Below are 16221 nucleotides of genomic sequence, written 5' to 3' on the forward strand. Positions count from 1 at the left end.
CCCTCGACCCGAGAATCCAGCAAACGCCCCTACCCTATGAAGATCGTCTGGTTATTTGATCACAGGTTCAAAACTCGAAGTGTAAGCATCATACCCAGCCACTCCAGAGACCTTGCGTAGGCTTGAGTCGTTTAGCAACCTACGCGCTAAACGTGCATTTTGCAGGAAGTTGGATTGCCAGTCAGCCTGACAGTCCGCCAGGCTATCACCATCAACTTGCTCAGCACCGCCACCATAGATGAATCGACCTTTTTCTGGACGAAGGTAAGACTTCGAGTTTTCATCAATCACACAGCACTTTTGTTGATAAAGAGACCCGACATCTTCATCCAGCAGTGAATGTCGCATCGCAGTCAACGGAATCGTACGACAAAACACTTTCGAGTCAGGAATCAGCTCTGGTAGTCTTGCTCCTGTCGCGACGATGACATGAGATGTCGCAACGGTTCCGCCATCAGTATGTATCTCAATACCTCGTGAATGTTGACAAAGATGAGTCACTTCAACCCCCTCTAAAGCCACTGCGCCCAACTGTCTAGCAGCTTCCATCAAGACTTGAGAAGCCAGTCTTGTATTAACAAAGCCACCTCTTGGCTCCCATATCGCCCATTGATCCTTATCCAATTCAGATTGGGCAAGCATTGGCGCTCGCTCGACGATTTCAGAGGCACTTTTCAAGATCTCAATGGGGTAGTCAGCCTGACTCAGTAAAACAGCCGATTGTGCATCTTCACGGTTTGCCTTATCGAGCAGGTACATACAGCCACATTCAGTGAATAACCCAGGAGAAAGATCTTCCAAATCTCGCCAAACCCGAACACCATCTAAGGCCGCTCGCATCAGGTTGACCTGAGGGTCATAAACCCTAACAATGCCTCTCGAAGCCGCTGTTGCACCAGATGCCCCGACACTTCCTATATCGAGCAGTGTCACTTGGCATCCCGCTAAGCTCATATAGTAAGCGAGCGACGTCCCAGACAGCCCTCCGCCAACTATTGTGACCTCTGGTCTAAGTGAATCCACTTATGCCTCCTGCGCCTGGAGGTTCGCTTGCTGGTACTCCTTAACGCACTGACTATTCCACCAAATCGTAAAGAAATGGAACTCATCTTCATTGCTTTCATTAAGGATCGAATGTGGTACCCCACGTGGGATATAGATCTGATCACCGGCTTGGATCGGGATTCGTTTATCACCCAATAACACAACTGCCCTACCCTGGCAGCCAACGAAAAGTTCTTCTTCATCCGAAGGTTCATTAACGTGACGAAATGTTTCACTTTGTGGACTTACAATGCAATACCCCGATCCGAATGGTGCCACAACACCTGACCAAGGAAACGTTCTGACTCCTTTGAGCCCGTATTCCTCTTTCACATCTTGTTCTTGTAGTAGTTTTGTTAACTGCATACGCCAGACTCCTCAAACATCGCCATGACGGCACATAAGTCTGCAACATTCTTAGGTGTCTCCATATCATCGACAAAGTCTTCTAAGTCGACGTCCGCTCGAAGCGATAACTCTACCAATAGGTTTACCGTCGCCAGTGAGTCGACCCCCAACTCATAAAGAGGTTGCTCTAGCTTGATTTCGTCAGTATCCGTTAACGTCGTGACGAGTTCGCGTATGACTTCCTGCACGACTCCAAAGTACTTTTCTTCATCCATGTGATGACTCGCTTAATTTAAATAATGAATCTTTGCCTGAGTGGCGTCTTGAGATTGGCTGAGTTGCTCCAACAAAAACTTATCGTTACTTTTTCCTGAAGAACTCAAGTTGACTGAGTCTCTTATTCCCCAGACTCTTGGGATCATGTAGCCTGGCAGAACCCCTAATAGATGTTTTTCAACTTGTTCGACAATGTCAGGTTGGGTGGAAACGATGACCGCTGCTATCTGGCGTGAAGAGGACGCACTGTCTTGCTGCCCTATTACACCAACAGAAACACGTTCAACCCCTTCGATAGCTAAGCATTGCTGCTGTATCTCACCCAAATGGATTCTGCGTCCATTGAGCTTGACCTCATCGTCATTTCGCCCCACAAACTGAAGCTCGCGGCGAGCGTTTAGAAAACAAATATCACCGGTTCGGTAATAGCGAATGCCTTCTCTATCAAACAAGCGTTTTGCATCTTCCTCAGGGCGATTCAAATACCCGCTCATGACTTGACCACCGCCTAAGCACAGCTCGCCTGGCTCGCCATGTGTAACCTCATCACCGTCCTCGTTCAGGAGCAATGAAGAGACGCCTTTTAGCGGTAAACCAATTGGGTAAGCAGTATCTCTGCCCTCTTCGAGTTCTTCGATCGTGTAGCAAGTACTCACTATCGTGACCTCAGTAGGACCATAGGCATTGATAACTCGAGTCTCGGGAAGCGCTTTTTTCCATAGGTTGATCACTTTTGGAGCGCAAACTTCTGCTCCTGTCATGACCATCTCAAGTGATGGGAAATTGCTTCTGCTAATTTTTTCAGGCTCGTCTGACATCATGGTTAAGATTGTTGAGACAGCAATCAGGTGTGTTACATTTTGCTTTATCAGCGTATTGCGAATGATGCCCCCATGATGTAAGCGATTGTACTGATAGACGTACGCTCCAACCGATAGTGGCAAAAGGGTATCTTCAATGGATACATCGAAATGAAACGGCGACAAACTAAATACACGCGACGCTTGGTTAAATCGCAGTACTTCATTATGAGCATGAAAATACTGCTTCAAGCTGCCTACAGAGATTTGGACCCCCTTGGGAACCCCTGTCGAGCCGGATGTATGAATTATGTAAGCAATTTCTTCGTCTTGGTGCTGATAAGGCGGAAATGTTTTCTCTGGATCTACGCAATGGCTAGCGTCCACTAAACTGTCTATCGACATGTTTGGAATAGACAGCTCTTTAGTTTGCAACTCTTCTCCAGTGAAATTGATAACGAGCTTTGGCTGGACATTCTTCGCGATGCCGGCCACGCGATCCGAAGGCGAGTCGCCATCGACCGGTACATAGATGGCGCCAAGCTTCCATAAAGCGACCGCAACGGCAGGCACCAGACAGTGCTTTGTCGTCAACACAAGCACATGATCACCAAATGCAACCTTGAATTCCTGCTGCAATAAGTGAGCAAATTGGTTAGTTAGATTGTTAAGCTCCGAGAACGAATACTCAGTACGATGATCCGCGATGGCGGCTTTCGTCGGTAAATGTTTGGCACCGTACTCAATCAGATCGCCAAGTTCTGGGTTTGTTTTTTTAGGATCTTCCTTGTTGGGATCGACATAGCTCCACGCGGGTTGCATCAGTTTACTCCTTGTCAGTGTTTAAGAAGAAACGAAGCTTGCTCTTTTCATCAGCGCCGACACCCCGATAAAAGCTAATACCAAGTTCGTTTGTAGGTGGCGTATGCCATTGAATTTCTGAGCAGTTGTTTTCCTCAGCAAAGTCTCGCAATAGACCGATAAACTGCTTCCCTATCCCCTTCCTTCGCGCTTCTGGTTGCAGGAATAGGCAATCCATGTAGACAAAAGGTCGACCTGTCCAGGTAGCAAAGTCTATGGTTGCACTCATGTATCCAAGGAGAGTCCTTTCCTCTTCGTAAACCCACATATGAAGTAAAGGAGTCTTCGAAAAGAGCGCCTGCTTCCAGCGGTCAACTTGATCTCTGTGCTCAAAAGGCAGTTGCTCATACTCGGCATGCGCCTCACATAAAGAGACAAGCGCTTCTAGGTCTTCGAGTTTTACTTGGCGAACAGTCATAAGGTGCCCTCAAAACATTTGGATAAATAGTTAGAAATGCGGCGGGATTCGTGAACCTCGAAAGGAGCTTCGAGCACTTCATCGACCCAAAAATCTCGCTCTTTCATCATTAACTTGAGCTCCCAAATACAGGCGATAATGCTGCTGTCACTCAACGAGCTCAATGCCCACTGCTCGGTATTCGAGTTAACACTAAACACCCGATGTCTAAGCATATTTGCGTCATTCCAACGACTGATTAAAAAGTACCAGCCATCATTCGCAAGGTGTGTTATCGCAAAGGCCGCCGCATGATCATTCGGGTGATCCCAACTGTCTAAGCTCGCATTGATCAACGAGTCTAGACGTGAGATGTCAGGAAGTTCATCCTTGGAGTACATCTCTGACCAAACAAGGTAAGACTTGCAGGAAAGTCCCTTTTGTTCATAGGTATGAGTGTATTTACAAGGCCTAGCTTGATAAGTCAGTGGATTCATTTTGTTTATCTCTAGATTGAACTTCGTTGCTGAGTACAGGACAAAGCGCGGCTGCCATTTCGGCCCACTTCAACCAGTGCTCCCGAGTCGGGTTAGCTGTGATTAATAACGCTTCTGAAAAAGCAATCAGTTGCTTTGCCATTCCTGCAATGGAGAACTCTTCCAAAGAGGCATTCTTTTCCCATTGAGAGAAAACAGGCTCGTAGCCAACGAAGTCCGCTCGTTCAACACTCCAATCAGCGCGAATAGAACGAACAAGAGATAAAAAGAAGGTTTGATACCAGTGTTCAAAGTCCTTAACAGAGAAATTCGCCACTTCTGTTTCTGGCGCATTGAGAGCGGTATACAACCGAACTGCATCCGCAGGGTATTGTGAAGTAATGTCTTTGATCCAAATTGCATGGCCACGACTCGTTGAGAAGTCATCACCATCCAGTTTTAGAAAACGGTTAGTAATAAAGTGACCGATACCCGGGCCTTCTTTATCATGTAATTGCTGACTAACGTAACCTACCGCATGACTATAAGAGCAGTCATATCCTAGAAAATGAACGAGTTGAGTATCTGGATGCCACCATTGAGTAAACTCACCACGTTCAGGGTCTTGTTCAAGCAAGGTTTTTACAGCCGAACGATAACCCGCAAGTCCCATAAACCAAGTATGAAGCGGCTTTGAGTCAAGACAAGTTAACTCAAGTCCTGCATCGCCAGGTCGGGTGATCCCCCAAGACTCCTGCACATTGTCTAATGCTTCTTCTAGATAGTTTTCTAAACATGCTCGCTTTGAAATACCTTTATGTTCCTTTGCAACGTCAGTGTAGTTTTGTCCAATTTCCCACACATGTTGCGGTACCGTTACTTCTGACATCTCTTGATGGCAAGACATACATGTCATATGTTCGATCTTGTCGATATCTGGCATTCTTGCACAATGTTCGCACTGACTTGCATCCGAAGATGTACCACACCAATTGCAGTTCGTTCGACCAAAACCTTCATATCCATACACATCACAAGAACTACAGTAGAAACTCTTACGTTCCTGTACATGAACTTGATGCTGCACGAGTTGATAATAATGTTCAGCAGACTGAGCAAAATTGTCACAACGCGAGGAAGGCATGAAGTAATCTAAGTAGATTTCTGCGGAAGCCATACTTTGTAGCATCATCTCTCTGACAAGACGTGCGTACTCAAAAGGCTTACGTAAAAGAGGGGTGGTTTTTCTTGGCAAGTAACTTTGATAATCATCAGTGTAACTAACGACTATAGCGTCATGACCCAGCTGTTTCATTCGGCGCGCGAAGACATCAGCGCTTAAAAATGGCCCAGAAAGATGTCCAAGGTGAAGATCACCGTTTGGAGTTGGGGGAGTAATCGTGACAATAATTTTCATTTAATTTCCACATAAAGTCCATTAAAAACAGGCCAATTAAATTGGTTATCCATTAACTAAAATCACTTGCTGCGTCATATGGTCAATCCTTCAATTACAAACTGGTGTCGCGCTCTTTATTTAGGAAAAGTCAACAACTCGAGGACTGGTAATAACAAAAGATCAATAGAATTAGCTAGTTAAGCAAATGACATAAGCCTGATGTAGATCAAAGAAATGACGCTATCGGTATAATCACGGGGTGTCAAGGTTAACAAATAGAGGTTTCTTATTTGTTTATTCTTGACTAGACTTCACATGAAGAATTATTCTCTACATAATTACTGAGCAATCAGTAATAGTTCTGGATATTTCTCCCATTAAAGAAACAAACCACCTCCACTTAATATACTCCCGATAGTATATTAACGTGACATAGATCACACCGCATGTATATGCACTTCACACAATAGAGCCTCGAATCAGCATATCTAACCCAAAGAATGACAGCAAAAGCCATTAGATGCGCTTGACTTATAACTAGTGAACCGTTGAGTGAAACTGGGGACATTTGAGTACAACATGCATGTTAGATACTCAGAATTTTTTCTGCTGCTCTAGCTACCCAAGCCACAAGTGCATCCTCTTCACTCTTAACCTTGTTATCAGGGTGGCCAAGATAAACACAAACCCCTGTGTTCGATGAATTCGATTGTCGTTTCCAACTCATCGCATTAAGTCCTTTGTCTTTATCCCTACTCATTAAGTCATCAAGAATATTCTGATAAATTGAGCCACGGCTTCTCGTCCGGAAGAACAACGTCGACAAGCTTTCCTCTTTGGTTAGCTCAATTTCTAAGACTTGAACGGCTGTCGTGTCATCACGCTGTATAGTCGCATGGCAATATTGACGAGGCCGACCATCTATCAAATGAGCACTACGGCAATTCTGCTTCGGCACATCACCCATCTGATAATCAATCTTCCAATGATATTTAGACTCAAGTTGCTCAAGCATGACTTGGAAAAATGCGATTTTTTCAGGTGCTTCAATCAGCTTAGGTGGTTCAAGATTATCAACATCTGCACGCACACCTTTACCCGTATCTTTTCCCTCTTGTAAACTCGCTAACTCTTCCTCAGACTGCTCTTGATTATCATCTAATTCAGCTTTCGTATGCGGAGGCAACGCCCTGACATGGCGAGGGCTACGCCTACAATCAGGCTCAACATCAAAATTTAACCCCGCTCTCCCCAATTTTACAAGATACCGTTTTTTACTCGCTTTAGGATTGCAACCTGGGTCTAGCTCTTTAATATTAACAATTGGCTTATTCGGTTTTCCGACCTTACTCTCATTTTCTGGCTCTTCAGAGTCAGGGGCGACATACAGTACATCATCAGGATGTGAGAAAAATACGGTGTCAAACTCTGGAGCTTGAAGACCCGATATGGAGCGGATTTCACGGATGTAAATGTGGTCGTTGAACTCTCCCCCAGTAAATCCAGCATAGGAAATTTCACAATTCCCTAGATCAGGAGGAGAAAAATCAAACGTCCACCTTTCACCATTATCAATCTCTCTCGCTTTTCGATTTATTTGTGCAAAAATAGAACAAAAACTATTCTCAGCTGCAGAAACAAAGAATAGCCACGTGAAAAATTTTCTGAACTGCAAACTATTGAGGTATCTAACAGGAATATTAGAGGACAACTCAACCTCCCCAACCCAACCCCGCTCAGAAGCCTTACCCAGTTGCCAGGTATTCCCATGGTACACAGAAGCTCTAGTCACCTCTGCTGAATGAAAAAATAACATTCGAGCCAGTTCAATTGCTGGCAACCAATAGGTTCGTCCTGCGGAATAAAGGCGATAAACCACCGAATCATCTACTTGATCAGAATACCGTCCTGCACGATGCAAAGACTTGGGAATGTCTCCATATCGGCATTTATGCCAGTGCTTGATATTGGGGGCTTGAAATGTCCCTGTCCATCCTTGAGCGAAATTCTCAATTAACTCTCTGGGGAATTTTGTGCCGGCAGTAAGGGTAGGTAGCATATCTATGGGTAAGGATTTTCGAAACTCACCCTCTTCCCCATGCCAAAAATAACATACAACATGCCAATCATTGCCAAGCTTTCGGTACCAATCTCCAAGTAATATCAACTTAGAACCTTTGGGAATGCCACTGATGCCTATCTCGCCTAACTCATTCATTTCTGGCGTAACCCCTCCAACATTTCCAATGCTATGATTTGTTTTTCAATTCTTTCAGTGACTAATTCTTCTCGAATATTAGCGGCTCGAATCAGTTTCCAACGTTTGATTGTTTGATTCTGCTCGAGTAAAGCTTGATAAGCCGATTTAAGCCTAAACATTTGATAGTTTTCTAAAGTTTCAGAATGTACATCCAGCCACTGCTTAGTCAATGGCAAATCAACCAAATGTTTCTGAACTGAATTTGTTCTAGGCAACTGCTGAATCAAATAGCTTGCAGTCAAACGTTGCCGCCCTTTAGCTTGAAACAAGTCTTTGTAAATAGACGTTAGTATGCTGACATTTTCTTTGTCCCAACCGGGATAATCAACATCTCGAATAGCCACAGATGATGTTTCTTTTTTTGGACAATGCTGCATTAACCATGGGTAATCGTTACGATATAACCACGCATAAATGCGCCCGCCAGAATTAAGTTTACGTAGTTTCTTCACCCCACAATCAGGATGATCAGCTATTAACTTAACCCATTCATTTCTATGTTCTTGAATTTCTTCATGAGGCTTGCCTGTAGCTTTATACGCCTGCGTAATTCGTGCTTGTTCGGATGGAAACCTTTTCACCTGCTGTAATATTTCAGACAGCCTTTTATCTGGAGTTAATGCCGATAAAACCATAAGGTGCCGAAGAGGGTGAAATGATTTTCGATGCTTACGAAACAAATTAGTTAGCCAGCTATTTTCGTTCATTTCTGGCAAAATGGTTCTAACAGGGCACCTTTCCAGGCTTGTTTTAGAATCTGATGGATTCTTTCATGCTGTACACGGCTTTTATTAGTAAACCCGCAGCCTTCTGCAAGCTGTTGATAATAAAGGGTCCAACGGTTTGTTCCCAAACCTTCCAATAAGGAAGCATCTAGTAATTCCTGGTGATATTCAATAACCCGTTGTTCCGTCTCAGTAAGGTCAACACGCCTTGTCTGAAGAGAATGGCACTCATGAATGGCCGCATGATAATGATGCTTTTGCTTAGGATGAAAAGGGACTGCGCTATCTTCGAGCTTGCAGTGATGATCGATACAAACATCAATCACTGGTAATTGATGCATACGCCTCCAATAAGGTTCACCCAATTCAGTCGATTGCTCTTCCAAGCATTGCGGGCAATATCGGAAGCGAGTAGGTATCGGTACACGACTAGCAACAATCCCTGCACGAGTATGTATTTTGCCCCCTTCCTTAGATCCCATAGAACAAATTATCTCTCTCGTCTGCTGAACAGATAAGAATGGGAAATATAAAGGCGCTAGCGTAAATTGAGCAATGAGTTCATTTATACTGATTTGCCAAACCTGTCCTACATTATCACTAAAGTCATGTAAGTGGCTCGGTAAGTCTGGAATTGCTACTGCACTATCAGTTCCCCATACATCTCTGACCACCGCTTTTTGATTTTGCGCTTGCCCGGTATGACATCCATATCGAGCGACACAGCTATAAAGCAGCTCATCATCATATGGTACGGGGAAATAAGTTAGCATTTTAACTAGCCAGTAATTCGTCAATTGGATAAATCAACTGCCGCTCCGATAGTGCTTCGTACTGCGAACCGGTCTTATCAGAATAGATTTTCCTTAAATCACGCTCGGATAATTGCCCCCAATTACTTGAACTCGTATAAATAGGCTTCTCTTTCTTTTTCTTTGTTTTCACTGCTTGATGAGCATCTTGCGTTAAAGAAGTCGTCACCAATTGCATTAACTGAAGAAGCTGGAGGTCTGGGTTTCTGGCTATAGCATCGGTAACTAAGGGGCGAGCAATATCTTCTGCAATTCCCATAGAAACGATGGCTCTAATCGCTGAGTTAGCCATATTGTTTTCAGTCGGTTCACCAAGCTCAACGGGCTTCGGCTTTGGTAATGGTTGAGAGACCAAACGATCGAAAGCGCCGATTATGCTTTCTTCCAATTTTGGAAAAACAAGATCATTGCACTCTTCAACTTTCTTCTTATTTCCGCTTCGCAATGCTTCTAGCATAGGCCGAACAATTGAAAATTCCTCTTCAAAAACATCATCGAATAGTTCAATAGACAACATCTCATCGTCGGCACTGTCTGCTAGCAAAATGGCCCGAGCTTGAGCTAAACAAAACAGTTTTACAACAATATCCGGTATGCCCTGGCTCAGTTCATAAAGTTTATTGGTTAAGGGTTCCGTTCTTTCTACTTCGTTTTTCAGCCATTGATAGGGCCAGAGTTCGGTCAAAAAGTCCTCCCAACTTTCATCAAATGGCAATCGGTCCCAAACAATGCTTCCGTCACCGCTTGCTCGGCGAGCTTGGCGAAATTCACTGGTAAATAACCTCAACGCTTTAGGCGTGCCAATCAGAACTACTGAAACCTCCACAACATTAACGAGTGTGACGAGAAAATTTATCATTTTCTTTTCGCCACCACTTTTAGCAAGGTTCATGTGTTGAAACTCATCAATAACAAGTAAGCCAATCGCGTGGATTAGGCAAAGATCAGCCACATCTGCCATCATTTTACCAATAGTTGGCCGACCAGAAGCGTATTTAGCGCGGTAATCAATATTTAACCGTCGCCCCAAAGCGATAAAGAAGCTCAGACAAAAGTCCGAAAGTGAACCGTCATGTGGGCAATCAATTTTTAACCATGGTACTTGGAGCAAGTGGTACTTGGGATGGTAAATGACTCTATCGTAAGTATTAAGTATCAGATTTACAGTAGTCGATTTACCCGCTCCTGATATCCCTGCGATTGCCATGGAAGATGCAGGAGAGTCGACCTCATCATGAATATAAGCGGTTAAATCTTCCTTTTGAACTAAGTCTCTGATCGTATTTAGCTTACGTTTAAAGATAGCGGTATTTGGGTTTCTGTTCAGGTAGCCGGAGCGAATCAACTTAGACAGCTTTTGTTCCACAACAATATGATTGGTCTGCGGTACAAAAAACGACCGAGTTAACCGGTTAATCGCATGCGTTCGAATATGGCTTTCCAAATTCAATTCAGCTGAATGATAGATAGGTCGCTTTCTCAGCTTCTTAGCCACCTCTATGGGACTCATGATGATCGGCAATGCAGCAATAAGCGGATTATCATTGTATTCAGGTAATCCTTGGTCTTTATAATCTGCTTCAGGATAACGAGCTTCATTATATTTATTCATCTAAGTCATCCTCTTTAAGTAAATCTTTTAATCTCGTTGGTAACTTAAAGCTCTTCTGAGTGGTTTTTGCACCGTGAATCGATGTTACAGTTGCTATTGATTCATTAGACATTTGATCATTATTAGCCGACTTTTTGTCCCGCTCATATTGCCTTTCGTTACTTTTATTATCCGAAATGCCTTTCGCTCTTTGTGCTTTTTCTGCTTTGGTGTATTTGGGTTGTTTTGATTTTGCTTCATCAGCAATCTGCTCAAGATCATTCACTAAATTAACGGAACCAGATCGGGCTTTTAATTTAGATGTCGCTGCTGCCGTGTTTTGCTCATCACGAGTAGTCCATAACTCCCACATTGTCATGTTGGCAAACGCCCGGCTCCGCGCCGTAAGATTTGCAGGAATAAAATCAGCGTAAGAATCAGATGGTCTCAAGTAAATCGTATTTGTAGTGTATAGATCATACGCTACCGTAACCGACTTGGGTCCACGATAATTGCCTTCGAACCACCCCCAATCTAACGCCTCTTTACAACTGTAGTAACAACCAAAAAGCTTTAGTCCATGTTCAGTGATAGTCGCTGTAGTATGCGGTAGCAAATTTACATTAACTAACTTCGAGTCTGGTCTACGGAGTAAGCCCGTCCGATATTCAATCCCCCAGTTCCACAGAGTAAGAGGATTTGCCGGTAGATTTTTAGGAATCCCAGAATCAATATCGTAAGTACTAATCACATGCTCGTTGTTGTAGAAAAGAACAATCTTAATCATCATCTTAGTGAACTCTTTCAGTGTAAGAATTCCATCCTGACGATAGTCATTGCCATGCCGTTTTTTACCTATTGGATCTTTTGTCACATAACCTTCAACAAACGGCTTCATCTTAGTTTGAGTAGTGCGGAAATATCGCTCAACAGACCCTTTCCAATCAGCGCGAAAAGACGGAGTATTCTGAATATCTACATGAAAAGCTTTACTGAGCACTTCCACATGCCGTCCAAGGATTTCACCTTTATCACCAATAAGGTTTTCAGGTAATCCTTGCATCGGCCACATATCCGAAGTGATATCGATATCAAACTGGGCGCAATATTCGACCTTATCTGCCATAGACGCACTAAGTGCTTCCATAGCTGCTATCCACGACGGATTCTCTAAACCGATATATATTCCAACAATAGCCCGACTGAAAACATCTACAACAAAATAGAGAGTTGGGCGACCAATGATTTCTTCACGATTCAGCTCAGAAACCAAATAGACATCAGCAATAGTCGCATCAATCTGATATAAATATCCCGGACCGGGAACTTCGGCTGTTGATGTACTAAGAACAGGCCGATGATCTTTTAGATAGTTAATTTCACCTTCTCTTTTTCTGGTAACTTCGATAGATGTATATTCTTTTTTATAAAAGTAACTAAATTGCCTTTCAGTTGGTACATCAATTAACTCCTCCGGCTCACAAGGCAGCTTTACACCATAGGCAATAAGCAATTGATTGTATGCATAATCAAATTCATATTTCCCCTGGTTTAACAGGCACTTTTCAATCACTATCCGAAAAAGCGACTTAATTTGCTCGGTAACTGGTACACCCTCTCCAGGAGATCGGGTTCGACGACGGCCATTACGTTTATATTCAAATTTTTTCGGCTTTCCGGGACCGCCACATAGCTCATAACGCCCACTTAATGCATTTTTACACATACCAAACTGCCAGTAACGCCGAAGCCATCGGTATACCGTCTGCTTAGTTGCCCCCGATTGTTCCAGCACTTGATTAAAGAGTTTCCCTCTAGTCTTTCTCTGATAGATATCTGGCTCAGCTTTAATCACCAAGCCAATCGCATCCCAGGCTTTTTCCTGAACAGCCTCTGCTTTTGAGCCTTTTTTCGGGGAAGTCATACTGAATTTGATATAAGGGTCGGCTATGGATAGCAGTTCCCTCCTTGCCATAAAGTGTTCAAAATCAGATTTTGACGCAATCTGTGGAAGGGCATAGTCATCGTCAATGTCTATCCAGAAGATAGCCTGCTGATTACTCCACAAAATTCGGATTCTTTTATCATCCCAGGCGTAGACATCATTAGGCATGAACATATTGAGCATCCTTTCTTAACCAATACTCTGAAGCAATGATATTTTTAGCTTTTAAGCTTGTGTGCAGGTAATTCTGCATATCCCACTGGAAAGCATTTTGCGCGGCAAGATGCCTGAAGTATTTTAGGTTTGTACCGCGCTCAAGCCCTTCTTTTTGATCCAATTCACTAAGCACCACTGGGAGCTTTTCTTCCCAGTTTGCTTCTAACATCTGAAGAATGCTCTCAAACACGAACATTCTCTGAGAGCCATCAAGATCATAGCTGTGCATGTGGGGAGCTAACCAACGGATATTTTTCACAAAATGAACCGGCACTTCATGTTCGGTAAAAATAAACCACTCGATTCCTTCTCCCTCCCAAAATCGCCGTTCTAATTCTAACTTCTCAATTGTCCGTTCATCTTCAAGATCCTGCGCATACTTGACTGATATCGCTTTGCTCAGGTGCTGCCCATCTGAATTGAAATCCACAAGTAAGTCAGTTGTCATTACTTGGATAACACCTTGATAGGCAGGGTGTTTAATACCCAACCGCTTTGCTATAGAAACCGTTGCTTCAGGATTAAGAGGGAATTGCTCTCGGATATCGATAACCGAGTTTTGCCAATCGAAGATAAGAAATGCAGCTAACTCAAGATCAGAAAGTAAATGAACAATACGATTATGAGTAAGAGCTGGTCGTCTATGAACCCTTCCTTTACTGGGAACATCTCGAACGGTAAGGAACGGATTGTAATGTTTGCCAACTCCCTGGCCTCGCTTCTCCTTTTGTAAACGCTTGAGAATAGCAGGTTCGAGTAGATTGGTGATTTCCCGAGGATGAGGGGTAAGAAACGCAGCGTCTTGCTTCATTTTATAGTATCCGAGTTATGCTCACTTATTAAGCATAACTCGGAATGACTATAGTGTGATAGTTTTTTGCTTAGTATGGTACTTTTTTGTAAGTATGATAGTTTTTTGAAGATTTACACCTGAGCCAAGAGGCGTCGCCTACGGCAGATTCAAGCAAGGTACGACACCTGAGTCTCAGAAGTGGCATCGTAGGTGTCGCTCAACGCCTAATGGACGAACTCGAACAGGTGCCACTCAATGAAATTCACATCGTACATGCCGCAGGACAATATGAAAAAACGCCATTGCTGACTGAAAGTGGTGATCCTAGTTTGTTCAAACAGCATTTTGACGTTCATGTCTTTTTAATTTACGAACTGATTTCTTCGCTGGTTCCATTGATCCGTAGCGCCCAACAAACAGCCCTTATCACGATCTCCACTAATTTGACGGAGCGCGCTAACCGAGATAGTTACGGATATATTGCGAGCAAAGCGGCACTGGAGTCACTGACGAAACAATTTGCCTTCAATTTAGGCCAGTATAACTTTCAATCCAATTGCCTCTGTCCAGGTTATTTTTTATCGAACATGAATGGCTTTAACGAAGAGATCGAAGAGCGAGTAATGGATAATTCACCGACAGGCAAACGCTTGACTCCGGAGCAACTTGCTCGAGCTATCGTCGCACTATTTCATGCTGATTTTCATGGCCTGACTGGCGCAAAGATCCAATTTGATGGAGGAAATACTCTTGGTTTTTAATTCTTTCCCACAAACGATAGAGATTCAGACCTTCAGCAAGTGCAATGCGGATTGCTCGATTTGTCCGTACGAATCTGTATATGGAAACGTCAAGCACCAATATATGGAGATGGATTTAATCCAGGGCATCGTAGAGCAGGCCGCAGAAAATGGGGCGAGGCGTATCATTCCCTACTTGAACAACGAACCAACCTTAGATAGCCGATTTCTGGACATACTCCGTTTGTGTAAGAGCACAGGACTGGAGGTTGAGATTTCCTCGAATGGCACCGGGCTATCAGAAAAACGCATCCAAACGATTCTAGAAGAAGGTTTAATCGACGACTTTCGTGTGAGCTTCTTTGGTGGGCAAGAGTCCACGTATCAGGCCTTAATGCCTAAGCTCAATTTTCAGCGCTCTTTAGAGAAAATTAAGCGGCTCCACGAGATGAACGCGGCCCACGATTCACCTATGGACATTCAACTGATCATGGTGCTGGTAGAAGGCTATGATTTTAAGAAAGAGCGCGAAGCCATACTGACGCATATACCTGACGCTCATGTTCGCTTTTTTGGCTTTTTGGATCGCGCAGGCTCCGTGCCAACCCGAAATAACAACAAAGTCATCTGCCCCGACAACATGCAGTCACTGAACTATAAAGTGATCGGCTGCAAGCTTGAGCGACACCTAGAACGAATGAGTATCCTGAACAATGGCAACGTCATTTTGTGCTCTCAGGACTGGAAGCAGGAACGGGTTCTTGGCAACGTTCGAGACTCTTCCATCAAATCGATCTGGAATGGCGACAAATACTTAAATGAGCGACGCATGATCCATGCTCAAATCACCATGCCGACTCAACATATCTGTAACCGTTGCAAACTGGCGATATTAGAAGATACCACAGGACAGCAAACGATGAATTTTCTTGGCGATCGTTACGTTGAAGAGGACGACACGAAAAAAGTTGGGGAAATACTATGAAAATCAGGGTAATTGGAGGACCTGGCAGCGGAAAAACGTACCTTTCGAGCAAAATTTCCAAACAAATCCGGTTACCTTATTTCAGCCTGGATGACGTCTTCTGGGATGATTCCGATGGATTCAAAAGGCGGGACAAAGAAACAAGAGCGCAGCTCCTAGATCAACGGTTAAGCCAGCAGAGATGGGTAATTGAGGGCGTGTACTATGAAGATTGGGTTGAACACTCGTTTGTGCAAGCCGATCTCATCGTCGTGTTAAGCACCCCGCTCTATCTGCAACTATTTAGGATTCTTCACCGGTTTGCAAAACGAAAGCTGCGGTTTGAGCCCACATATCGGAGGGAAACTGTCCTGGATTTATATCGCCTGCTGACTTGGTGCATTGACTATCACAGCCAACAACGACGGGATAGAGAAAACCTATTACAAGCCCATAAAAATAAAACAGTCATGGTTAGGAATTACGATGAATTTATCAGACTTATCGAGCAGCGTCATTTATCTGCTCACTGCCCTTCTTTTCATTTACTGGATGAGGCGGATCATTAAATCAA

Annotated in this window: 16 protein-coding genes; 3 read left to right on the plus strand and 13 right to left on the minus strand. The window is 43.7% G+C overall.

What is annotated here, in order from left to right; genetic code table 11:
• Positions 1–51 precede the first annotated feature (51 nt).
• The 13 genes from VHA01S_RS10545 to VHA01S_RS10595 all read right to left on the minus strand — a co-directional run bounded on the left by VHA01S_RS10545 (position 52) and on the right by VHA01S_RS10595 (position 13961).
• Positions 52–1023 (minus strand): NAD(P)/FAD-dependent oxidoreductase, encoded by a 972-nt coding sequence (locus VHA01S_RS10545; protein WP_023404355.1) that lies wholly within the window; start codon positions 1021–1023, stop codon positions 52–54.
• Positions 1024–1410 (minus strand): cupin domain-containing protein, encoded by a 387-nt coding sequence (locus VHA01S_RS17855; protein WP_023404356.1) that lies wholly within the window; start codon positions 1408–1410, stop codon positions 1024–1026.
• Complete coding sequence (locus VHA01S_RS17860) at positions 1401–1667, minus strand: acyl carrier protein (protein ID WP_023404357.1); 267 nt, start codon at positions 1665–1667, stop codon at positions 1401–1403. The genes VHA01S_RS17855 and VHA01S_RS17860 overlap by 10 nt, the downstream gene beginning before the upstream one ends.
• Before the next feature lie 12 nt (positions 1668–1679).
• Positions 1680–3290: an amino acid adenylation domain-containing protein gene (locus VHA01S_RS10555; protein ID WP_023404358.1), complete on the minus strand. Its 1611-nt coding sequence runs from the start codon at positions 3288–3290 to the stop codon at positions 1680–1682.
• Between the two features lie 4 nt (positions 3291–3294).
• Complete coding sequence (locus VHA01S_RS10560) at positions 3295–3747, minus strand: GNAT family N-acetyltransferase (protein ID WP_023404359.1); 453 nt, start codon at positions 3745–3747, stop codon at positions 3295–3297.
• On the minus strand, positions 3744–4223 hold the full coding sequence (locus VHA01S_RS10565; RefSeq protein ID WP_023404360.1) for a hypothetical protein: 480 nt from the start codon (positions 4221–4223) through the stop codon (positions 3744–3746). The genes VHA01S_RS10560 and VHA01S_RS10565 overlap by 4 nt, the downstream gene beginning before the upstream one ends.
• On the minus strand, positions 4198–5619 hold the full coding sequence (locus VHA01S_RS10570) for a methionine--tRNA ligase (protein WP_023404361.1): 1422 nt from the start codon (positions 5617–5619) through the stop codon (positions 4198–4200). Before VHA01S_RS10570 ends, VHA01S_RS10565 begins: the two co-directional genes overlap by 26 nt.
• A gap of 568 nt (positions 5620–6187) precedes the next feature.
• Positions 6188–7819 (minus strand): Tn7-like element transposition protein TnsE, encoded by a 1632-nt coding sequence (locus VHA01S_RS10575; protein ID WP_023404362.1) that lies wholly within the window; start codon positions 7817–7819, stop codon positions 6188–6190.
• Entirely contained in the window at positions 7816–8568 is a 753-nt protein-coding gene (locus VHA01S_RS18535) for a TnsD family Tn7-like transposition protein (RefSeq protein WP_052029615.1), read from the minus strand. The genes VHA01S_RS10575 and VHA01S_RS18535 overlap by 4 nt, the downstream gene beginning before the upstream one ends.
• Positions 8565–9359 (minus strand): TniQ family protein, encoded by a 795-nt coding sequence (locus tag VHA01S_RS18540; protein WP_023404364.1) that lies wholly within the window; start codon positions 9357–9359, stop codon positions 8565–8567. Before VHA01S_RS18540 ends, VHA01S_RS18535 begins: the two co-directional genes overlap by 4 nt.
• A 1-nt stretch (position 9360) precedes the next feature.
• A complete protein-coding gene (locus tag VHA01S_RS10585; protein ID WP_023404365.1) occupies positions 9361–11010 on the minus strand; it encodes an ATP-binding protein in 1650 nt (549 codons plus the stop codon).
• The gene (locus VHA01S_RS10590; RefSeq protein ID WP_023404366.1) at positions 11003–13108 is read right to left on the minus strand and encodes a TnsB C-terminal domain-containing protein; all 2106 of its coding nucleotides are present in this window, start codon (positions 13106–13108) and stop codon (positions 11003–11005) included. Before VHA01S_RS10590 ends, VHA01S_RS10585 begins: the two co-directional genes overlap by 8 nt.
• Positions 13095–13961 (minus strand): heteromeric transposase endonuclease subunit TnsA, encoded by an 867-nt coding sequence (locus VHA01S_RS10595; RefSeq protein WP_023404367.1) that lies wholly within the window; start codon positions 13959–13961, stop codon positions 13095–13097. The genes VHA01S_RS10590 and VHA01S_RS10595 overlap by 14 nt, the downstream gene beginning before the upstream one ends.
• A gap of 209 nt (positions 13962–14170) precedes the next feature.
• Here VHA01S_RS10595 and VHA01S_RS10600 point away from each other — a divergent pair, with 209 nt between their 5' ends.
• Genes VHA01S_RS10600 through VHA01S_RS17875 form a run of 3 tightly spaced genes read left to right on the plus strand, consistent with a single transcriptional unit; the run spans position 14171 to position 16216 of the window.
• Positions 14171–14704 (plus strand): SDR family NAD(P)-dependent oxidoreductase, encoded by a 534-nt coding sequence (locus tag VHA01S_RS10600; protein ID WP_023404368.1) that lies wholly within the window; start codon positions 14171–14173, stop codon positions 14702–14704.
• A complete protein-coding gene (locus tag VHA01S_RS10605) occupies positions 14694–15668 on the plus strand; it encodes a radical SAM/SPASM domain-containing protein (RefSeq protein WP_169730860.1) in 975 nt (324 codons plus the stop codon). The genes VHA01S_RS10600 and VHA01S_RS10605 overlap by 11 nt, the downstream gene beginning before the upstream one ends.
• The gene (locus VHA01S_RS17875) at positions 15665–16216 is read left to right on the plus strand and encodes a P-loop NTPase family protein (protein WP_023404370.1); all 552 of its coding nucleotides are present in this window, start codon (positions 15665–15667) and stop codon (positions 16214–16216) included. The genes VHA01S_RS10605 and VHA01S_RS17875 overlap by 4 nt, the downstream gene beginning before the upstream one ends.
• The last annotated feature ends 5 nt before the right edge of the window (positions 16217–16221 follow it).

This window comes from Vibrio halioticoli NBRC 102217, assembly GCF_000496695.1.
Classification (GTDB): Bacteria; Pseudomonadota; Gammaproteobacteria; order Enterobacterales; family Vibrionaceae; genus Vibrio; species Vibrio halioticoli.